Annotated in this window: 22 protein-coding genes and 1 pseudogene; 8 read left to right on the plus strand and 15 right to left on the minus strand. The window is 65.7% G+C overall.

Features of this window, described 5'->3' with window-relative positions; all coding sequences use genetic code 11:
• The first annotated feature begins 277 nt into the window (after positions 1 to 277).
• The gene (locus DCM79_RS14960) at positions 278 to 1513 is read left to right on the plus strand and encodes a cytochrome c (protein WP_257180508.1); all 1236 of its coding nucleotides are present in this window, start codon (positions 278 to 280) and stop codon (positions 1511 to 1513) included.
• A 55-nt stretch (positions 1514 to 1568) separates the two neighbouring features.
• Here DCM79_RS14960 and DCM79_RS14965 read toward each other — a convergent pair whose 3' ends face one another.
• Complete coding sequence (locus DCM79_RS14965; protein WP_257180509.1) at positions 1569 to 2213, minus strand: trimeric intracellular cation channel family protein; 645 nt, start codon at positions 2211 to 2213, stop codon at positions 1569 to 1571.
• Positions 2214 to 2379: 166 nt separating this feature from the next.
• Between DCM79_RS14965 and DCM79_RS14970 the strand changes: the two genes are divergently transcribed.
• Complete coding sequence (locus DCM79_RS14970; RefSeq protein ID WP_257180510.1) at positions 2380 to 2772, plus strand: hypothetical protein; 393 nt, start codon at positions 2380 to 2382, stop codon at positions 2770 to 2772.
• A gap of 100 nt (positions 2773 to 2872) precedes the next feature.
• Here the strand turns inward: DCM79_RS14970 and DCM79_RS14975 are convergent, their stop codons facing one another.
• Genes DCM79_RS14975 through DCM79_RS14985 form a run of 3 tightly spaced genes read right to left on the minus strand, consistent with a single transcriptional unit; the run spans position 2873 to position 4416 of the window.
• Positions 2873 to 3682 (minus strand): oxaloacetate decarboxylase, encoded by an 810-nt coding sequence (locus tag DCM79_RS14975; protein WP_257180511.1) that lies wholly within the window; start codon positions 3680 to 3682, stop codon positions 2873 to 2875.
• Between the two features lie 51 nt (positions 3683 to 3733).
• Entirely contained in the window at positions 3734 to 4084 is a 351-nt protein-coding gene (locus DCM79_RS14980) for an antibiotic biosynthesis monooxygenase (RefSeq protein WP_028136985.1), read from the minus strand.
• Between the two features lie 23 nt (positions 4085 to 4107).
• Positions 4108 to 4416: an NIPSNAP family protein gene (locus tag DCM79_RS14985; RefSeq protein WP_257180512.1), complete on the minus strand. Its 309-nt coding sequence runs from the start codon at positions 4414 to 4416 to the stop codon at positions 4108 to 4110.
• Between the two features lie 243 nt (positions 4417 to 4659).
• Between DCM79_RS14985 and DCM79_RS14990 the strand changes: the two genes are divergently transcribed.
• Together DCM79_RS14990 and DCM79_RS14995 are read left to right on the plus strand one after the other, a co-directional pair.
• Entirely contained in the window at positions 4660 to 5358 is a 699-nt protein-coding gene (locus DCM79_RS14990; protein ID WP_257180513.1) for an ArsR family transcriptional regulator, read from the plus strand.
• 259 nt (positions 5359 to 5617) lie between these two features.
• Positions 5618 to 5866 carry a GCG_CRPN prefix-to-repeats domain-containing protein gene (locus DCM79_RS14995; protein ID WP_257180514.1) on the plus strand — a complete coding sequence of 83 codons (249 nt, stop codon included), beginning with the start codon at positions 5618 to 5620 and terminating at the stop codon, positions 5864 to 5866.
• 155 nt (positions 5867 to 6021) lie between these two features.
• Here DCM79_RS14995 and DCM79_RS15000 read toward each other — a convergent pair whose 3' ends face one another.
• Both DCM79_RS15000 and DCM79_RS15005 read right to left on the minus strand, forming a co-directional pair.
• Positions 6022 to 6309, minus strand: coding sequence for a twin-arginine translocation signal domain-containing protein (locus tag DCM79_RS15000; RefSeq protein ID WP_257180515.1), 288 nt, complete (start codon positions 6307 to 6309; stop codon positions 6022 to 6024).
• A gap of 204 nt (positions 6310 to 6513) precedes the next feature.
• Complete coding sequence (locus tag DCM79_RS15005) at positions 6514 to 6828, minus strand: hypothetical protein (protein ID WP_257180516.1); 315 nt, start codon at positions 6826 to 6828, stop codon at positions 6514 to 6516.
• 132 nt (positions 6829 to 6960) lie between these two features.
• On the opposite strand from DCM79_RS15005, the gene DCM79_RS15010 reads away from it, so the two are divergent.
• Positions 6961 to 7614 (plus strand): glutathione S-transferase family protein, encoded by a 654-nt coding sequence (locus tag DCM79_RS15010; RefSeq protein WP_257180517.1) that lies wholly within the window; start codon positions 6961 to 6963, stop codon positions 7612 to 7614.
• Between the two features lie 74 nt (positions 7615 to 7688).
• The gene (locus tag DCM79_RS15015) at positions 7689 to 7841 is read left to right on the plus strand and encodes a hypothetical protein (RefSeq protein ID WP_257180518.1); all 153 of its coding nucleotides are present in this window, start codon (positions 7689 to 7691) and stop codon (positions 7839 to 7841) included.
• Positions 7842 to 7960: 119 nt separating this feature from the next.
• Here DCM79_RS15015 and DCM79_RS15020 read toward each other — a convergent pair whose 3' ends face one another.
• The 3 genes from DCM79_RS15020 to DCM79_RS15030 form a co-directional block, all read right to left on the minus strand.
• Entirely contained in the window at positions 7961 to 8308 is a 348-nt protein-coding gene (locus tag DCM79_RS15020; RefSeq protein WP_257180519.1) for a hypothetical protein, read from the minus strand.
• 89 nt (positions 8309 to 8397) lie between these two features.
• Positions 8398 to 8706: a hypothetical protein gene (locus tag DCM79_RS15025; RefSeq protein WP_257180520.1), complete on the minus strand. Its 309-nt coding sequence runs from the start codon at positions 8704 to 8706 to the stop codon at positions 8398 to 8400.
• Positions 8707 to 8942: 236 nt separating this feature from the next.
• Positions 8943 to 10475 (minus strand): acyl-CoA carboxylase subunit beta, encoded by a 1533-nt coding sequence (locus DCM79_RS15030; RefSeq protein WP_057751748.1) that lies wholly within the window; start codon positions 10473 to 10475, stop codon positions 8943 to 8945.
• Between the two features lie 375 nt (positions 10476 to 10850).
• Between DCM79_RS15030 and DCM79_RS15035 the strand changes: the two genes are divergently transcribed.
• Together DCM79_RS15035 and DCM79_RS15040 are read left to right on the plus strand one after the other, a co-directional pair.
• Entirely contained in the window at positions 10851 to 11444 is a 594-nt protein-coding gene (locus tag DCM79_RS15035) for a hypothetical protein (protein WP_257180521.1), read from the plus strand.
• 206 nt (positions 11445 to 11650) lie between these two features.
• Positions 11651 to 12585: pseudogene (locus tag DCM79_RS15040) on the plus strand (dienelactone hydrolase family protein).
• 133 nt (positions 12586 to 12718) lie between these two features.
• Here the strand turns inward: DCM79_RS15040 and blaOXA are convergent.
• The 6 genes from blaOXA to DCM79_RS15070 all read right to left on the minus strand — a co-directional run bounded on the left by blaOXA (position 12719) and on the right by DCM79_RS15070 (position 17936).
• Positions 12719 to 13537 (minus strand): class D beta-lactamase, encoded by an 819-nt coding sequence (gene blaOXA / locus DCM79_RS15045; protein WP_257180522.1) that lies wholly within the window; start codon positions 13535 to 13537, stop codon positions 12719 to 12721.
• Positions 13538 to 13605: 68 nt separating this feature from the next.
• Complete coding sequence (locus DCM79_RS15050; RefSeq protein ID WP_028136997.1) at positions 13606 to 13869, minus strand: EscU/YscU/HrcU family type III secretion system export apparatus switch protein; 264 nt, start codon at positions 13867 to 13869, stop codon at positions 13606 to 13608.
• The gene (locus tag DCM79_RS15055; protein WP_257180523.1) at positions 13866 to 15449 is read right to left on the minus strand and encodes a flagellar hook-length control protein FliK; all 1584 of its coding nucleotides are present in this window, start codon (positions 15447 to 15449) and stop codon (positions 13866 to 13868) included. The genes DCM79_RS15050 and DCM79_RS15055 overlap by 4 nt, the downstream gene beginning before the upstream one ends.
• A gap of 67 nt (positions 15450 to 15516) precedes the next feature.
• Positions 15517 to 16311 (minus strand): ATP12 family chaperone protein, encoded by a 795-nt coding sequence (locus tag DCM79_RS15060; protein ID WP_257180524.1) that lies wholly within the window; start codon positions 16309 to 16311, stop codon positions 15517 to 15519.
• Between the two features lie 73 nt (positions 16312 to 16384).
• The gene (locus DCM79_RS15065) at positions 16385 to 16693 is read right to left on the minus strand and encodes a hypothetical protein (RefSeq protein WP_257180525.1); all 309 of its coding nucleotides are present in this window, start codon (positions 16691 to 16693) and stop codon (positions 16385 to 16387) included.
• A 31-nt stretch (positions 16694 to 16724) separates the two neighbouring features.
• On the minus strand, positions 16725 to 17936 hold the full coding sequence (locus DCM79_RS15070; protein WP_257180526.1) for an RluA family pseudouridine synthase: 1212 nt from the start codon (positions 17934 to 17936) through the stop codon (positions 16725 to 16727).
• Between the last annotated feature and the right edge of the window lie 23 nt (positions 17937 to 17959).

Here is a 17959-nt window from a genome sequence, read left to right on the forward strand (position 1 = left end):
CCTCTTTTGCCGCCCTGTTCAGGTCTTGCTCACTTAAGCCGTTGCCTTCCCGTTATTTTTAGCTAGGGCGCGCCGACCAATTCCGCCACTCTATGTCGGATATTTCACGATCCGCACCACAAATCTGGACCAAAGCGAGCGCCGGGTAAAAATCGCAATTTCGTGGCCTGAAACACGCGTGCCGTTTTCAATTTGTGTCACCATACCCCCGGCGTCGTGAAACGAATGGACGCCCACTCGTGCCGGATGCGGGCGTTTGGTCGCAGGAGTGGCTTCGATGCGGACGATTCTGACTGGCTCGGTTGTGGTCGGCCTGGCGTTGTGCAGTGCAGTTGGAAGCGCAGCCCGCGCCGCCGAGCCGTCGCCGGAGCTGATCGCCTACGGCAAGACGCTGGTCGAGGCCGGCGGCTGCGCCGGCTGCCACACGGCCGATCCCGCAAGACCGTTCGCGGGCGGCAAGCGCATCGACACCCCCTTCGGCGCGATCTACGCGCCGAACCTGACCCCTGACCGCGACACCGGGATCGGCGCCTGGCAAGATGCCGATTTCACCCGCGCCCTGCGCTATGGCATCGGCCCTGACGGCTCGAACTATTACCCGGCCTTTCCCTATCCTTATTTCACGAAGATGACGAAGGACGACACGCTGGCGATCCGCGCCTATCTCGGCACGCTCGCGCCTGTCGTGAGCCGCAACAAGCCGCCGGAGCTGCGCTGGCCATTCGGCTATCGCGGCCTGATGCGGATCTGGAACGCCATATATTTCAAGCCCGGCCTGTTCGAGCCGGACCAGAGCAAGAGCGCGGCCTGGAACCGGGGCGGCTATCTCGTCACCGGGCTCGGCCATTGCGGCGCCTGCCATACCCCGAAGAATTATTTCGGCGCGGACAGGGACGCGCAGGCGCTGGCCGGCAACGAGGTCGCGGGCTGGTTCGCTCCGCGGCTCGATGGCGCAGCGCGCACCGGATTGAAATCGTGGAGCGAGGCGGACATTGCGGAGTATCTGCAGAGCGGACGCAACGCCAGGAGCCATGCCGGCGGACCGATGGCGGACGTCGTCGTCAACTCGACCTCGAAGATGAGCGATGCCGATGTGCGCGCGATCGCGCTGTATCTGAAGAGCCTGCCGCCGTCACGGCGCGAGACCATCGTGACGCCGCCGGACGAAGCCGAGATGAGAGCCGGCCAGGCGGTCTACGCCAAACTCTGCGTCGCCTGCCACGAAGCCGACGGCATGGGCGCCCCGCGCATCTATCCGCCGCTGCCGGGCAATGCGCTGCTGCAATCCAACAACCCCTCCTCCACCTTGCGCATCATCCTCGACGGCGCCCGCACCGTAACCACGCCACGCGCGCCGAACACCGGCGAGATGCCGGGCTATGCCGGGCAATTGTCCAACGAGGAGATCGCGGCCGTGACGAACTACATCCGCAATTCCTGGGGCAATGCGGGGTTGCTGGTGACGCCCGCGCGGGTCGCGAAGGCGAGGAAGCAGGGGGCGAATGGGGAGTAGCGAATAGCGAGTAGCCTGGATCCATTCGCCATTCGCTATTCGCGCGTGATCGCGCCTACTTCTGCTCATCCTCGGTGAACACGAATTTCGGCATCTCCCATGTATAGCGCACCGCCAGCAGGCGGAAGCTGATGCCGAGCACGAAGGTGAGGATGGTCGAGAGCTCGGCGTTGAGCTTAAGGCCGAACGCGGTGGCGTAGAACAGGCCGGTCACCAGCGACACGCTGGCGTAGAGCTCGGAGCGAAACAGCAGCGGCACGTCGTTGCAGAGCACGTCGCGCAACACGCCGCCGGCGCAGCCGGTCACCATGCCAGAGACGATGACGATCGGCAGCGAGGCGTCCATCTGCCAGGCGACGTCGCAGCCGGCCATGGTAAAGACGACGAGCCCGATGGCGTCGAGCACGATGAAGGCGACCTTCAGCCGGTGCACCAGGCGCGCGAACAGGATGGTGAGGAACGCCGCGCCGCCGGCCAGCGCGAGATAGATCGGGTTCTGCACCCAGGCCAGCGGATAATGTCCCAGGAAGAGATCGCGCAGCGTGCCGCCGCCGAGCGCGGTGATGCAACCAAGGAAGCAGACTCCCAACCAGTCCATGCTGCGGCGTCCGGCGGCGAGCGCCGCCGTCATGCCCTGCGCGGCTATCGCGACCAGCGACAGGAAATGCAGCACGCTATCGGTCGGCGGCAGGCTCCACATCGCTAGTTCCCTCCTCGCGAGCCCCGGAACTCGCATTTAGTTCCCGGAAGCAACAGGTTCCCGATTCCCGGTGGCTGAGCAACACGCGACGAAAGCACAAGGAGGCGCGGAACAGAAACTCGCATCCACGGGTTGTCCGGGGGTCATAACCGAGGAGACCCAATCGATGGCTGACGACCGTTTTCCCAACGATCCGTACCGCCCGAACCTCGCCGACGATGAGTATCTTCGCACGGCGCGCCGGGATGCCGACCTTCAGGCCGATCCCCAGCTCGGCGAAGGCCCCGCCTCCAGCGGCAAGGTGGCCTTGTTCGCCGTGGCGATCGCACTAGTGCTGGGCGCCGTGTTCTACGGCTTGAACAATACCAGCACGACCAATCAGGCCAGCAACCCGCCGGCCTCGCAGACGGCGCAGACGCAGCCGGCCAATCCGGCCGCGCCTCCCGGCATGCGCGACGTGACGCCGCGCACCAACACCGCGCCGGGCGTGACCACGGGCGCGGCGCCGACCAGGCCGGCCCCGGAGGCGCAGACGCCGCCGGCTGAGGGCGCGAAGTAACGAAAGGCCGCGGTGGACTGGATGCCCCGCCTGCGCGGAGCATGACACCGAGAAGATGAGAGAGCGGCGGGACGCATAAAGTCCCGCCGCTTTCGTTTGCTCAGCTGAACATCTTGTTGAGCTCGCCGCCGGGATAGCCGCCGCCGAGCTCGGTGAACGTCCCCTTCTCCGCCATCTCCTTTGCCGCGCGCATGAAGCCGCCCCAGGCGGCGCGGGCCAGCGAGCCGCCGACGCTGATCCGGCGCACGCCGAGATCCTCGGCCTCCTTCAGCGACAGGCCGGACGCGCCGATCAGGAGATTGAACGGCTTTGGTGCGACCGCCTTCACCACGGCGCTGATGTCCTCGCGCGTCTTCAGGCCCGGCGCATAAAGGCAATCAGCGCCGGCGTCGGCATAGGCGGTCAGCCTGTCGATGACGAGCTTGAGATCGGTGACGCCCCACAAATAGGCTTCGCAGCGGCCGACCAGCAACGTGCCGCTGTCGCCGATCGCCTTGCGCGAGGCCTTGATGCGCTCGACCGCGAGGGTGCGATCGTAGAGCGGCTTGGCCTTGTCGCCGGTGGAATCCTCGATCGATAGGCCGGCAACGCCGGTGCGCACGCAGCGCTCGACATTGTCCGCGACCCTGTCCGGCTCGACCGCAAAGCCGCCCTCGAAATCGGCGTTGACGGGAATGTCGACGGCCGAGCTCAATGCTGCCAGATGCTGACAGACATCCTCGACCGTGACGTGATTGTCGGCCTTGCCGATGGTCCAGGCAAAGCCCGCGCTCGACGAGGCGATCGCCTTGAAGCCGAGATGCTGCAATGCCTTGGCGCTGCCGACGTCGACCGGATTGGGCAGGATGAAGCACCCGCTCTCGTGCATCTTCTTGAAGGTCGCGCGCTTGTCAGCAGTTGTCACATGCATGTTTCTCTCCCCTATTTGCCGCGATGACATAAGCGCGCATTCACGCCGGCGCTAGTGCGCATCGTGCACGGCGCGACTATCCTTCGGCGCCTGCTCGCGGTCGCTCATGCTGTAGTCCCGGATCACGCTGGCGATGCGCAGATGATAATCGGCGAAGATTTTCGCGCGGCCCTTGGCCTGGGTGCGGCGGTGCTCCATCGTGTTGCGCCATGCGGCGACGGCCGCCTCGTCGCGCCAGAACGACACCGACAGGATCTTGCCCTTCTCGGTCAGGCTCTCGAATCGCTCGACCGAGATGAAGCCGTCGATGGTTTGCAGCAGCGGCTTCAGATCCGCGGCGAGGTCGAAATAATCCTGGCGGTGTTCCGGCTTGGGCCAGACCTCGAAGATCACGGCGATCATGGGCATCTCCTGCTGTTGACAGGCTACAATACCACCTTGCGCAGGAAGGTGCGCTCTTCGGCGAGGATGAATTTGTGTTCCTCGGCGAAATGGAAATTGGCCATGCCTTCGGCGTCCTGCCGCAGCCGCGCGCGATAGGATTCATAGGCGGCCAGGCTCTCGAACGTGATCAGCCCAAAGGCGATGTTGTTGGTGCCCTCGTGCGGCATGAAATAGCCGATCAGGTCGCCGCCGCATTTCGGGATGATGGTGAGCCAGCGTTTCGAATATTCCTCGAACTGCGGGCGCTTGAACGGGTCGAGCTGGTAGCGGATGAAGACGGTGACGGACATGATAGGCTCTCCTGTTTGTACATCTTCATAGCGAGCGCTGGGTCGCGTAGGGTGGGCAAAGCGGCTTGTCCGCCGTAGCTCGAAGAGCGAAGGCGGAAGCGTGCCCACGTCCTTGTCCGCAACGACGATTGGTGGGCACGTCGCTGCGCTGCTTTGCCCACCCTACGGGCGCGCTTCTCGCAATGACGAACTGTGAGACGCTACCCGCTTGCCCGACTTCAATGCTTCGGTTACCATCGAAGCATGAAATCAGGACCCGACATCGCCATGGTCGCTTCGCTGGTCGGCGATCCCGCCCGCGCCAACATGCTCACCGCCCTGATGAACGGCCGCGCGCTGACCGCGAGCGAGCTGGCGCAGGAGGCCGGCATCACGCCGCAGACTGCGAGCTCGCATCTGGCCAAGCTCGAGGCGGGCGGTCTCATCGAGCCGGAGAAGCAGGGCCGCCACCGCTATTATCGCCTCACCGACGACGACGTCGCCGGCGTGCTCGAAGGCCTCGCCGGACTTGCGGCGCGGACCGGCCATATGCGGGTGCGCACCGGGCCAAAGGATCCGGCGCTGCGGCGCGCGCGGATCTGCTACGACCATCTCGCCGGCGATCTCGGCGTGCAGATGCTCGATTCCTTGCGCGAGCGGAATCTGATCAGGCAGAAGAAGCAGGACATCGAGCTGACCGCCGAGGGCGAGCGCTTCCTCGCCAAGCATCTGCAGATCTCGCCCGACATGCTCGCCCACCCGCGGCGCCCGGTGTGCAAGGCCTGCCTCGACTGGAGCGAGCGGCGGCATCACCTCGCCGGCACGCTGGGGGCCGCCATGATGCAGCGCTTCGCCGAGCTGAAATGGGCGGCACGCGACACGACGCCCGGCAGCCGCGTCGTGAATTTCACCCGCGCCGGCGAGAAGCAGTTTGCCGCGCTGTTCGGCAGCGGCAAGGACTGACCCGCGCGCTCCATTGCGGACCGGAGCGCTACAGCCGCACGGCAGTTAGGAGCTTTCCCGGCCGGCGGGGCCACGTCTGTCGCCTCAAGCCGCATGCGGGAAACGTTCATGCCGCATTCAGGTCATGATTGGCAGGTTTGGATCGCGTCGTGCCGATATGTTGCAAGATTCGACATGTCTAATCGCGTCTGCTGATTCTTTGTGCGCCGCTAGCGCCGCCCCCCAAAAGACTTGCCCCAAGAACGAGAAGGAAGATCAAATGAAGTATCTGTTCGCCGCCGCCATACTTGCCAGCGCGGTCGTCGGTTTCGGCGAGACGGCCAGCGCCGCCGAGGGCTGCGGCCGAGGGTTCTACCGCGGTCCCTATGGCAATTGCCGCCCGATGCGCGGCGCGGTCGTGGTGCGCCCGGCCCCGGTGTATGTCGCTCCGCCGGTCGTCGTCGTGCCCCGCGCCCGCGCGTGCCCCTATGGCCTCCACTGGCACGCCGGCCGCTGCCGCCCCTACTGATCTCTTCCTCGCAAGATGGCCGCGCGGCGAAAGCCTGCGCGGCCATTTTCGTTTTCTGGATGGTGCCGACGGATTCACCGCGAAACTGAAGCGCCTCAAAATCGAAACGGGGACCGCGGCTGCGATCCCCGTCCAATTGACTCTCTGCTGCGGGCTTACCAGTGATGGCGGCGGTGCCAGCGCCGGTGATGCCGGCGCCAATGACGGCGGCGCCAGCCCCAGTGGCGGTGATGGCCACGCCAGTGCACCTGCTCGGGACTCAGCTCGGCGGCTTCCTCGCTGGTGGTGACGGCGGGATGAGCGTCGGGATTGCCCTCCGGCATGCGCTTGGGATCGCCGACCGGCTGCGGTGACAACGGCACGGCCTGCGCTGCGGTCGCAGCGAAGGCAGCCGCTCCGGCCGTCAGTCCCAATGCAAGTTTCAGAAAATTCCGGCGCTCCATGGCTTCTTCCTTCTTGGATCATCGTGCTTGTGATGCAGAAGGAGTGTCGCCGTGACGGCATGAACCGAAGCTGAAAAGTGCGTTCAGATTCGTAGCCACCAAGATGAAGATTTCGTAGCCTGGATGGAGCGCAGCGCAATCCAGGTTCGTGCGTCATACAAGACCCGGATTACGCTTGCGCTCCATCCGGGCTACAGGACGTCGCTAAGTCGCGAACTCCTGCGCCAGCACCATGGTCTCGCGCGAGCGCTTCACGTCGGGCCAGTCGCGGTTGAAATCGGCGACCAGCTTTTGCAGCGCGTCGCCTTTCAGCATCGCCGCGAGCTTGGCCTCGTCATCGAACTGATACATAGCCTGGTGAAGCGAGGGATCATCGAGGCTCCAGAACCGCCACGCCTTGCTGACGCCGAACGCCTTCATCGCGTCGGGCAGATGTTCCGTCTCGTACCACTGGTCGAAGGCGGCGCGCTTTTCAGCGTCAGGGACGACGGCGCGGACGACGAAGTAAGCTGCGGGCATCGGGTTTCCTCCTGTCTTGTTTGGACCGAGACTAGCCGCTTGCGGCGCCCGCGACAAAAAGAGTTGGCAGCGGTGTCGGAATAGGCGCCCTTCGCCCGTCCTCTGCTTCGAACCTGGACACGGAGACAGCACATGGCCGACCTCACCCTGACCACCTTCGCTTGGGTTCCCGAACCGCCGCGCGGCTTCGTGCGCGACCTCAGGATACGCTGGGCGCTCGAAGAGGCCGCCCTGCCCTATCGCGTCGCCAGCGCGCCGTTCGACGATCGCGGGCCCGCGCACCTCGCGCACCAGCCGTTCGGCCAGGTGCCGTGGCTGACCGACGGCGACCTCTCGATCTTCGAGAGCGGCGCAATCCTGCTGCATCTTGGCGGGCTCAGCGACAAGCTGATGCCGGCAGGTCCGCGCGGCCGCATCGAGACGACGGAATGGGTGTTCGCGGCGCTCAATTCGGTGGAGATGGCGAGCCTGCCCTGGGCAATGTCGAAATTCATGGGACATCCGACCGATACGGCGGCGTGGAAATTCGTCGACGACTTCCTCAAGCTGCGGCTGAAGCATCTCGAGCCGGTGCTTGCGGGGCTCGAATGGCTGGCCGGCTCGTTCTCCGTCGCCGACATCCTGATGGCGGACGTGCTGCGGGTCGTCGATGGTTTCGGCGGCCTCGCGGACAGCCTCGCCTGCCGCGCCTACGTCGCACGCGCCACCGGCCGCCCGGCCTTCATGAAGGCGCACGCCGACCAGATCGCGCATTTCGCTGCGGCGGATAAGGCCCGTGGAACGTGATCCGCCTCACATAATCGATCCAGCACCCGGCCTATAGTCGCCAGCACCGGACGGAAGCAATCGAAAGGTGACCCATGGTCCGCATCGAATATCTCAAGCGACAGATCGCCCGCGCCGAGCGCCTGGCCAAGGCCATCCTCGACCGCCAGACCGCCGAGCGGCTGCAAGCCTTCGCCGCCGAATGCCGCACGGAATTGTCGGAGCTGACAGTCAAGCAGGCCGCGTGAGGCGTGCCGGCGCTGGATGCGTGAGAAACGTAGGGCGGATTAGCGAAGCGTAATCCGCCACTTCTCCATCTGGTGACATATAACTTGTTGGATTACGCTTCGCTAATCCACCCTACCCGTTACACCAGCTTCAGCGGCGCATCGGCGACGACGCGCAGGTCGATGCGCCCGATCAAAGCCGCGCGCCGCGCCTCCTCAGCACCGATCGCATCATCCGTCTGCCGCAGCGTGCTGACGTTCGAGCCGAGCGAAACGATCCCGCCGAGAACCAGAGCGATCGAGCCGAGCGCTGCGGTCTGACCGAAGCCGAACAGCCCGAGGATCGTCACCAACAGCAGCGCAGCACCAACACCGATGGCGATCTTGGACGCCAGGATGTACTTCCGGCAGCGCTCGGCGATCTCGGCGAGAGTCTCGATCCGATCTTCGATGTCGGAGATTTCGTCGGTCGGATCGTCTTCGGTCATTGGATATGAGCTTGCGGCCATTGCGTCATGAACTGAACTTACATGTGGTGCGGGTCAAGCGAATCCGTAACCCAGCGATTGCAAGGTCCCTAGATTGCTGATTGCGGCCCGTCCTTCACCTCTACCTGCTTCGCGAGGAGCCAGCCGGACAATCCGTACGAAGAGGAGAGTTCGAATCCTCGGATACCCTTGGCGCCGAGCATTGCGCCAGCCGAATCGAGATCCGCGGCCCATGGTCCCGGCGCCCCCGACATCCGAAAAGACTCTTTGATTTCAGATTGATGATCGAACAGAAGCTTTTCGACCGGAACTTCTGTCAACGAAAGGATGATATTGCCAAACGCGTCGTCCCAAAAATGGTAGCCTTCCACACCATCAAACAGGACGATGCGGTTCAAGGACGGGGCTAATGTCGGATGCGACCTAGTATCACGCCGTACGCGCAACATGATGCGGCGTGCCTCGCAATGAACTTCATAAGAAATCAGAAAATAGTCATGGAGCGACGGCAACACGACTTACACCTGATGTCTGTTTCGCAAGCACGTTCCTCTTAGCCGGCCGCTTGAGCCGAGGCGAAGTGCGGAGCCGAAACGAAAACCCGGATGTCGTGCGCTCATCCGGGCTACGTTTCTCACAACGGCAGATTGTCGTGCTTCTTCGCCGGCATTTCCGTCTTCTTGTCCTTCAGCATCGCCAGCGCCCGCGCGATCCGCTTCCGTGTCGAGTGCGGCATGATGACGTCGTCGATATAGCCGCGCTCGGCGGCGATGAAGGGCGAGAGGAATCGGTCTTCGTATTCCTTCGTTCGGGCCGCGATCTTGTCGGGGTCGCCGATGTCGGAGCGGAAGATGATCTCGACCGCGCCCTTGGCGCCCATCACCGCGATCTGTGCGGTCGGCCAGGCGTAGTTCATATCAGCGCCGATCTCCTTGGAGGCCATGACGTCGAAGGCGCCGCCATAGGCCTTGCGGGTGATGACGGTGACGAGCGGTACGGTGCACTGGGAATAGGCGAACAACAACTTCGCGCCGTGCTTGATCAGGCCGCCATATTCCTGCGCGGTGCCGGGCAGGAAGCCGGGAACGTCGACGAAGGTCACGATCGGGATGTTGAAGGCGTCGCAGAAGCGGACGAAGCGCGCGGCTTTCCGCGAGGCGTCGCTGTCGAGCACGCCGGCGAGCACCATCGGCTGATTGGCGACGAAGCCGACGGTACGGCCGGCGATGCGGCCGAAGCCGGTGACGATGTTCTTGGCGAAGGCTTCCGCGATCTCGAAGAAGTCGCCCTCGTCCACGACCTTCAGGATCAGCTCCTTCATGTCGTAGGGCTTGTTCGGATTGTCGGGGATCAGCGTGTCCAGGGACATGTCGACCCGCCCGATATCGTCGAAGCTCGGCCATTCCGGCACGCCATCCGTATTGTTGGACGGCAGGAAGTCGATCAGGCGCCGCATCTGCAAGAGCGTCTCGACGTCGTTCTCGAAGGCGCCGTCGGCGATCGAGGAGCGCGTGGCGTGCACGCTGGCGCCGCCCAGTTCTTCGGCGGTGACGACCTCGTTGGTCACGGTCTTCACGACGTCGGGCCCTGTGACGAACATGTAGCTGGTGTTCTTCACCATGAAGATGAAGTCGGTCATCGCGGGCGAATAGACGTCGCCGCCGGCGCAGGGCCCCATGATGACGGAGATCTGTGGGATCACGCCCGAGGCCAGCACGTTGCGGCGGAAAACGTAGGAGTAGCCGGCGAGCGCGGCAACGCCCTCCTGAATGCGGGCGCCACCGGCGTCATAGAGGCCGATGATGGGCGCCCTCGCCTTCATCGCCATGTCCTGGAGTTTCGTGATCTTCAGCGCGTGGGTCTCGGACAGCGAGCCGCCGAACACGGTGAAATCCTTGGCGAAGACAAACGTCTTGCGGCCGTTGACGGTGCCCCAGCCGGTGACGACGCCGTCGCCGGGCACCTTGGTCTTCTCCATCCCGAATTCGGTGGAGCGGTGCTCGACGAACATGTCGAACTCCTCGAACGACCCCTTGTCGAGCAGCAGCTCGATGCGCTCGCGCGCCGTCAGCTTGCCGCGGGCGTGTTGCGCCTCGATGCGCTTCTCCCCGCCGCCGAGTTTTGCGCCGGCACGACGATCTTCAAGGGCGTCCAGGATGTGTTTCATTTGCTCCCGCCAGTTCTAAAGCCTTCAGCGATGCCGGGGGTTCTAACACGGCATTTTGCAAGCCGGAAAGCGCCTTTCCGCGTCGCAGGGCTGCCCTGAGGCAGCGGGAAAGCGCAAGGAATTCCAGAGTTTGCCGGGTAGCCGAGGCTGGAGGCGGGAATGACCGGACGTGCCGCGGTCGGGCTTCGCCATCTCGGCCTGGATGGCGCGCAGACGAGCGCCTGATCCGGCCGGCTGCCCGCGAAATTGGTGCCCTGGCCCGGTTGACCGGGGCTGCCGATTCAGGCTTGCTTCGCGCTTGCGATCAGGCGCCGAATGTTGCGTGAGCCCAGTCGGTACGGCGGCGGTCACCACGCCCTGCCCCAGGCATCCCTCATGTCCGCGACGGTCGTTCCCCTGCCGCCAAGCTCATCGTCAGAGACCGTCGGCTTCCTGCGGCGCATGGCCGGCATGGTGTCGGGGCGGAATGGCGAGATGCTGCTGCGCGCCGCGAGCCTGATCGAGCAGCTCGGCCAGCGGGCGATGTCGGCCGAGCGGCTGTATCACGAGCAGCAGATCGAGAGCACGCGCAACGCCGAGCTGCGCGAGGCCGCCGAGCTCGCCTCCGACGCCATGGTCGGCCAGATCGAGGTGCTGCGGGCGCAGCTGGCCGAAGTCACCGCGGCAGCCGCAGCAGAGCGTGCCGCCTTCGATGCCGAGCGCGGCAGGCTGATCGGCCTGATGCAGGATGCCGAAGGCCATATCGTCAAGCTCGCGACCGAGCTGGACACCTTGCGCGCCTCGGTCGACAGCTTCAACGAGACCGCGGTCTCGGTGCCGATCGAGGTGCTGCGGCTTGCGCGAACACAGTTCGATTATCTCTCCACCGGCTTTGCCCGCAAGGGCGACGTAATCTCGCAGGCGATGAGCGAGATCGGCGGCTTTGCCATCGACCAGGCGCTGACCGCGAAGACGGCCGACAAGGCCTGAGGCCATCCACGAAGTAGCCGTCATGCCCGGGCTTGTCCCGGGCATCCACGTCTTTGGTGCCGGCGAAGAAGATCGTGGATGGCCGGGACGAGCCCGGCCATGACGTGGTGGAAACAGCCTCCCAACTCACGCGCGTCCCTGCCTGCGTCAAATTGACAGCGCGCGGCTCGGTTGTTCTACTTGATGAAAATATCTGGGAGGATCCGATGGCCACCAACTGGCGCGCTGCCGTGCTCATCGCACTGTGCGTTTCGAGTTCATTCGTCGCCGGCACAGCCGCCCAAGCGCAATCCCTGCCCAAGGAAGTCGCCACCCGCACCGAGATCTACCCGATCCCCTCTCTCACACTCTCCGACCAGCAATTCCTGAGCGGCGATGCCGCCGCAGGCAAGCCGGTGACGGTGGCAGCCGAATTCCGTGTTGCGCAAGGCACCGGCAAGCTCCCCGTCGTGGTGCTGATGCACGGCTCCAGCGGCGTCGGCGCCACCACCGAGGCCTGGGTGCGCGCCTTCAACGCCATGGGCATCTCGACCTTCGTGATCGACGGGTTCACCGGCCGCGGGCTGACGATGGTGGGCCCGAACCAGGCCCTGCTTGGCCGGCTCAATCTGATCATCGCTTCTCGCGCGGCGGACAAGCGACGCTCTATGCAAGTGTCGATCGCTTCAACAAGCTCTGGAACAAGTCCGGCATCACCTTCGCCGCCTATGTCCCGTTCTATCCGGATTGCTCGACGAGCTATGTCGGCGACGACGGGGTCGTCGCACGCCCGATCCGCATCTTCCACGGCACGCCCGACGACTACAATCCCGTCAGCAGCTGCAAGGCGTTTGTCGAACGGCTCAAGGCCGCAGGGCGCGACGTGGTGCTGACCGAATATCCCGACAGCGCGCACGGGTTCGACAGCGGCCTGCTTGGCGTCAGCACCGTTGCGGTGTCGGCCAATTCGCAGACGGTGCGCAACTGCAAGATCAAGGAAGGTGACGGCGGCGTGCTCATGAACGGCGATACCAACGCGCCCTTCACCTACAAGGACGCCTGCGTCGAGCTGAACCCGCATGTCGGCGGCAATCCGAAGACGGCCGCCGAGGCGCGCAAGGCGGTACAGGAGTTCTTGCAGGCGCTGTTCAAGCTGGGTTGAGACAGGCCGCTCCGTCCGCGGTGTCGTAGGGTGGGCAAAGCGTAGCGTGCCCACGAATTTCGGATGATGGAAAGAGCTCGTGGGCACGGCGCTGGCGCCTTTGCCCACCCTACGAGGGCTGCTCAAGACAGCGCTAGATCGCGCCGATCTCGGCAAGGCAGGCTTGCGTCAGCGACATGCGCTCGGCGGCGAGGCGCGGCTCTTTGCAATCCATGTTGAGCGCAAACACCGTGTGCGCCTCGCCCTTCTCGGCCCAGCCGACCATCCAACCGAGCGACGCCTCGCCGCGCTCGGCACCGAGCAGGCCCGACTTGGCGCGGATGACGCTGTCGCCCACCTTGGTCACCGGCAGGATGTCGGCGACGAGGTCCTGGCTCCGCTTCGAGATTGGCAGCGCGCGGCGGCGCAGCCGGTCGACGAAATCGATCTGCTCGACCGGATCGATGCGCAAGGCCCCCGTCAGCCAGAACTGGTCGATGCCGCCGCCGATGTCGCGATTGCCGTAGTCGAACTCGTCGAGATATTCCTGCATGCGCTCCTGGCCGATGCGGCGCGCGATCTCCTGATACACCGGCACCGCGCTGACCGCGATCGCACTGCGCAGCGTGTGATCCTTGTTCCAGGCCTCGATCGGACGCTTCACGCCGTCCCAGGGGAAGACGTCCTTGTCGGGATCGGCGACGACGCCGGTCTCGATCGCGATCAGCGAGTTCGGGATCTTGAAGGTCGAAGCTGGCAGCTTGCTCTCGCCCGAGCGATCCTTGTCGCTGGCGACGACCAGATAATCCTCCACCTTGTAGCCGACGAAGGTGCCCGATGTGCCGAGGTCGGTGAAGCGCTTTGCGAGACTGTCACGAATCTCGTTGCGCGGCGGCGCGACGTGAGCGAGCGCGTGCCGCGGCAGGATGGCAGATGCGGCGAGCAGGCCGAGAGTGGAGCGGCGGGTCAGCAAAGCGAGACATCCTGAATTGAGCAGCACGTCGGCACCATGGCGGCGCCACGTGGTGAAACGATGACGGGCTACCGCCCCCGGCCCGACAGCCGCAGCACGAACACCAGCACCTCGGCGACGGCCTTGTAGAGGTCGGGCGGGATCTCCTCGCCGAGCTCGACCTTGGACAGCGCGCCGGCCAGGACCTCGTTCTCCTCGATCGGGATGTCGTGGGCCTTGGCGATCTCGACGATCTTCTCGCCGATCGTGCCCTTGCCCTTGGCGACGACGACCGGCGCGCCGGAGCCCCTCTCGTAATGCAGCGCGATCGCCAGCTTGGACGGGTCGCTCATGTGGCGCGATCCAGGAAATGGCCGGCGCGGGCCGGCGCCGGTTGCGGTGGCGTGCCGTCGCGAACCAGGATCTCGCCGGGCTTGAGCTCGGCCCGCACCAGGGCCTGGCTGAGCTCACCGATGCCGGCGCGGAGCTGCTGCGCGGTTGTCGGCCGCTCCGCCCACATCCGCACGAAGGTCTGGTCGCCGCTCAGCGTGATCAGCGCGTGGACGGGGCCCGCCGGCTCGACATCGAGCGTGAAGCGCGCGCGCCAGGCTTGCCTGGCGGCATCGGCGGATTCGCCAGCGCCATCGCGCGAGATCTCGAACTGCGCCATCGCGGTGCCTTGCGGCGTCGCGAACGGAATCTCGAAATTCCACTGCGGCACATTCGGATCAACGCGGTGACCGCCGGCGTCGGTGCGATCGGGGAGCGATGCGACCTGAAGCAGGGTCTGCCGCGCGATCGCGGCGTCGGTCTCATCGAGCAGGCGATGCACGGTCGCAGCGAGCGGCGTATCCGGCGCGAGCGATGGCGAGGCGATGGATTGGGCCGAGGGCAGCGCGCCACGGAACGGCGGCGGTGTCGCACGCGCTGCCGCCTCGAAGATCTCGCCGTCGGGCACCGCTTTGTTGGAGCCGGGCACATTCCCGGTCAGGCGCGGCAGGTTTTGCGTGACCTCCTGTAGCAGGCTCGCGGCAAGGCCGGCGGACATGCGCGGCATCGCCATTGGCGGCGCGTCGGCCGCCAGGTCGCCCAGCATCGCCGCTGCGAGATTGGCGTTGCGCGGCTGTTGCGCACTTGCGGGAGCGATCGACGGCGATACGGCCGGCTGAGCCGGCGCGGCGGCGGCCTGCGGTGTCGCCGTGGAGCCGGCCGGGATCGCGGCGCCCTGGCTCTGCGGCGCCGCCGTCCCGATCGTGGCCAAGGTCTGGCGCAACACCAGCAGCGCCGCCTTCAAATCCGGAACGGCCCCGGAGGACGGCGCCGTGCCTGCGGCCAGTGAAGCCTCGAGGAACAGCCCTGACTTCTGGAAGGCGGATTCGATGCCGCCGCCATCGAGGGCGGGGTCGAGCGGCGTCTGCTGTGCCAGCACGTTCAGCACCGCCTGCTTCAGGCCCGCCGGCAAATCGCTGCCGGTGACGACGGCCGCCAGATTGGCGAACAGCGGCGCCTGGCTGCCCTGCTTGGCCGCAGCCTCGGCCGAGGCTGCGCTGACGGCGACCTGCTCCAACGGCGTGAGCGTATTGCGCGTCGCGGACGGCGCGAGCGGCGGGCTTTCCACCAGCGAGGCAGCGCGAGGCGTCAGCGTGACCTGATCGGGAGATGCCTCGCCTACGCCGCTCATGATCGCAAGGCGGATGGTGCCGTCGCTCTTCGACACCGCGAGTTGCAGATTCTGCCCCGGTGTCAGCGCCACTTCCGACAACACGTCCATCGAGAGGTTGGCGATCGCGATCCGCACCAGATTGTCGGCCATCACGCTGACGACCCGTGCGTTCACGACGCTGCCGGCCTGAAGCGCGAGGTCAGGCGTCGTCGCATCAGCTACAGGGCTGGCGGCACTGACGCGTACGATGGAAGTGACCGGCGTCGGCATCTCAGGGGGCCCAAGGGAGCACGGGAAGGAACACCGCCACCCTAACGCCTGCGTCGTAAACCTCTCGTTAAGGACCTCTGGCCGCGGGCGCCTTCACCGCCGCCAAGACCGTCACGGCGGCCTCGAAATCCCGCAGGCGCGTGGCCCGGCGGGCGGCCGCCTCCTCGTCCACGCCCCATTGCTCGGCATTCCAGTCCTCATCGACATGGGCGGCGGCCCAGACCTGGCCGGCATCGCGCACGCCATGGGCCAGTGCCAAGGCGAGCAGCGCCGAACCGGTCAGGGTCGTCACCACATGGAGCGCGGCGACCGACCAGGGGTCCTCGGGCAGCGCGGCACGTGCGATCCGGAGCGCCTCATCCGGCTGCTTCACGTGCATGACGCCCTCGGACAGGATGAAATGCGCCCCCAGCGCCTCCGCCGCCCAGAACAGCACGGGGTCCCAATGCGCCGCCTCGCGGGCGACCAGCCCTTCGGGGTGGCCGGCGCGATAGAACAGCAGGTCGGACTCGAAGTATTTGGCGAGATCATCGCTGACCAGCCCAACGCGGTCGACGACGCCCTCCACCACGCTGTTGGCGATCCGCGTCAGCGGCATGCTCACCGGATCGATGCTCTCGCCCTGGGCCGCCCATTCCGCGGCCACGGCATCGGCGAGCGTCCGTGCCGGGATCACCACCTGGCGGGCGGACGGCGTGCGGATCGGCCTGCCATCGAGCGTGATGGCAAAACCGCCCTCGGCGTCAGTGACACCGGCCTCCTTGTAGAAGCGCTTGCGCAGCGGCGTGCGCGCGGACGCGCGCGCCGATTCCCGCGGGTCCGGCGGGGGCTGGCTTGCTGCTTCTTCGAACAATTCGCGCATCGGTCTTTCGATCCTTGTCGTTCGTCACGTTACCTGTGTCGTAATGGCTTCGCCAGGACGTCCATCAGTGCTGCTAGTTCGCGCAGCTTCGCGCATACGTGCCGCGATCGGCCGGGCCCAGCCCCGCGGCTGCGGCGTCGTCGAGGCATTTTGTGACGCGGTCGCTGAACGAATTGCGCGGCAGCGGCTGGTAGTTGTAGCGCGGCGGTGCGTCGAACTGCGGAACCTTGGGCACCTCGATCTTCGGCGGCGGTGGCGGCGCCGGCAGCGGTGGAGCGAGCCGTGAGGCGCCCGGCAGCACATATTGCGCGTGGACAGCCTGCCCCGCCCCTAGCGCGGCCAACACCACAAGACTGATCGAGAGCCGTGTCATGGGCGACATGTCGTGCCTCCGCCGCCCCGATTCAACCCGGCTATTCCTCCGGCGCGTTCTCGATCGGATCAAACCGGCTGGCATCGAGCCCGAGCAGGTTCCATGACTGCTGCATGTGCGGCGGCAGCGGCGCGGTGGCGTCGATCACGCCGCCGCGCGGATGCGGAATGACGATGCGGCGCGCGAGCAGATGCAGCCGGTTCTGCAGGCCGCCCGGCAATTGCCAATTCTCGATGTTGAAATATTTGGGATCGCCGACGATGGGATGACCGATATGGGCCATGTGGGCGCGCAGTTGGTGGGTGCGGCCCGTCACCGGCTTCAGCGACACCCAGGTCAGCTTGTTGCCGGCGGTCTCGACCACCGCGTAATAAGTCACCGCGTGGCTGGCGCCCTCGTCGCCGTGCTGGGCGATGCGCATGATGGTATCGTCCTCGCTCTCCTCCTTCGCGAGGAAAGTCGAGATGCGGCCCTGCTTCGGTTTCGGCAGGCCCGGCACCAGCGCCCAATAGACTTTTCGCGCCGACCGGGAGCGGAAAGCGCCGGTGAGATGTGAAGCCGCAAAGCGCGTCTTGGCGACCAGGAGGCAGCCCGACGTCTCGCGGTCGATGCGGTGCACGAGGCGCGGCTTCTGGCCCTTGGCATCGCGCATCACCTCGAGCATCTGGTCGATGTGCCGCGTCATGCCCGAGCCGCCCTGCACGGCAAGGCCAGCCGGCTTGTTGAGGACGAGGACGTCGTCGTCCTCGTAGATCGTCATCTCTTTCAGCGCCTTGAGCGTCTTCTGCGCCGCGTCCGAGAGCTCGCCGACGGCCTTCGGCGCATCGAGCTTCAACGGCGGGATGCGGACGCTCTGCCCCTCCTGGAGGCGGTCCTTGCTATCGACGCGCTTGCCGTCGACGCGCAGCTCGCCTTTGCGGACGACGCGCTGGATATGGGAGAACGACAGGCCGGGAAAGCGCGCCTCGAGGAAACGGTCGACACGCATGTTGTTCTCGTCCGCCGTCACTTTGACGGTCTGCACCTTGGTCGGCAGCAGCGGCTCGGCGGGCTTTGCCGGCTCAGCTCTCTCCAACTCGCGCTTGGGTGGGCGCCGCTCGGCCCGTTCGCCCGCAAAGCGCGGCGGCTTGCCGGCGGCCTTTGCGGCTGGGCGCAGCCCGGGCTTGGCGCTGCGCGCCTTGAACGGGCGCGCCTCCTTGCGCTCGTCGCGCGAACGTGGCTTGGGATCGGTTCTCTTGATGCGGCGGCTCATGGTTGCCTGCCTAGCCTAAAAGC

It is taken from the genome of Bradyrhizobium sp. WBOS07 (genome assembly GCF_024585165.1).
GTDB classification, from domain to species: domain Bacteria; phylum Pseudomonadota; class Alphaproteobacteria; order Rhizobiales; family Xanthobacteraceae; genus Bradyrhizobium; species Bradyrhizobium japonicum_B.

Excerpts from the sequence above, each read along its gene's own strand:
- DCM79_RS14975 (WP_257180511.1), bottom strand. The coding sequence starts at position 3,682 with ATGCATGTGACAACTGCTGACAAGCGCGCGACCTTCAAGAAGATGCAC.
- DCM79_RS15000 (WP_257180515.1), bottom strand. The coding sequence starts at position 6,309 with ATGGAGCGCCGGAATTTTCTGAAACTTGCATTGGGACTGACGGCCGGA.
- DCM79_RS15015 (WP_257180518.1), top strand. The coding sequence starts at position 7,689 with ATGGTCCGCATCGAATATCTCAAGCGACAGATCGCCCGCGCCGAGCGC.
- DCM79_RS14970 (WP_257180510.1), top strand. The coding sequence starts at position 2,380 with ATGGCTGACGACCGTTTTCCCAACGATCCGTACCGCCCGAACCTCGCC.
- DCM79_RS14985 (WP_257180512.1), bottom strand. The coding sequence starts at position 4,416 with ATGTCCGTCACCGTCTTCATCCGCTACCAGCTCGACCCGTTCAAGCGC.
- DCM79_RS14990 (WP_257180513.1), top strand. The coding sequence starts at position 4,660 with ATGAAATCAGGACCCGACATCGCCATGGTCGCTTCGCTGGTCGGCGAT.
- DCM79_RS15060 (WP_257180524.1), bottom strand. The coding sequence starts at position 16,311 with ATGCGCGAATTGTTCGAAGAAGCAGCAAGCCAGCCCCCGCCGGACCCG.
- DCM79_RS15065 (WP_257180525.1), bottom strand. The coding sequence starts at position 16,693 with ATGTCGCCCATGACACGGCTCTCGATCAGTCTTGTGGTGTTGGCCGCG.
- DCM79_RS14995 (WP_257180514.1), top strand. The coding sequence starts at position 5,618 with ATGAAGTATCTGTTCGCCGCCGCCATACTTGCCAGCGCGGTCGTCGGT.
- DCM79_RS15010 (WP_257180517.1), top strand. The coding sequence starts at position 6,961 with ATGGCCGACCTCACCCTGACCACCTTCGCTTGGGTTCCCGAACCGCCG.
- DCM79_RS15055 (WP_257180523.1), bottom strand. The coding sequence starts at position 15,449 with ATGCCGACGCCGGTCACTTCCATCGTACGCGTCAGTGCCGCCAGCCCT.
- DCM79_RS15070 (WP_257180526.1), bottom strand. The coding sequence starts at position 17,936 with ATGAGCCGCCGCATCAAGAGAACCGATCCCAAGCCACGTTCGCGCGAC.
- DCM79_RS14965 (WP_257180509.1), bottom strand. The coding sequence starts at position 2,213 with ATGTGGAGCCTGCCGCCGACCGATAGCGTGCTGCATTTCCTGTCGCTG.
- DCM79_RS14960 (WP_257180508.1), top strand. The coding sequence starts at position 278 with ATGCGGACGATTCTGACTGGCTCGGTTGTGGTCGGCCTGGCGTTGTGC.
- DCM79_RS15030 (WP_057751748.1), bottom strand. The coding sequence starts at position 10,475 with ATGAAACACATCCTGGACGCCCTTGAAGATCGTCGTGCCGGCGCAAAA.
- DCM79_RS15020 (WP_257180519.1), bottom strand. The coding sequence starts at position 8,308 with ATGACCGAAGACGATCCGACCGACGAAATCTCCGACATCGAAGATCGG.
- DCM79_RS15005 (WP_257180516.1), bottom strand. The coding sequence starts at position 6,828 with ATGCCCGCAGCTTACTTCGTCGTCCGCGCCGTCGTCCCTGACGCTGAA.
- DCM79_RS15050 (WP_028136997.1), bottom strand. The coding sequence starts at position 13,869 with ATGAGCGACCCGTCCAAGCTGGCGATCGCGCTGCATTACGAGAGGGGC.
- DCM79_RS15035 (WP_257180521.1), top strand. The coding sequence starts at position 10,851 with ATGTCCGCGACGGTCGTTCCCCTGCCGCCAAGCTCATCGTCAGAGACC.
- DCM79_RS14980 (WP_028136985.1), bottom strand. The coding sequence starts at position 4,084 with ATGATCGCCGTGATCTTCGAGGTCTGGCCCAAGCCGGAACACCGCCAG.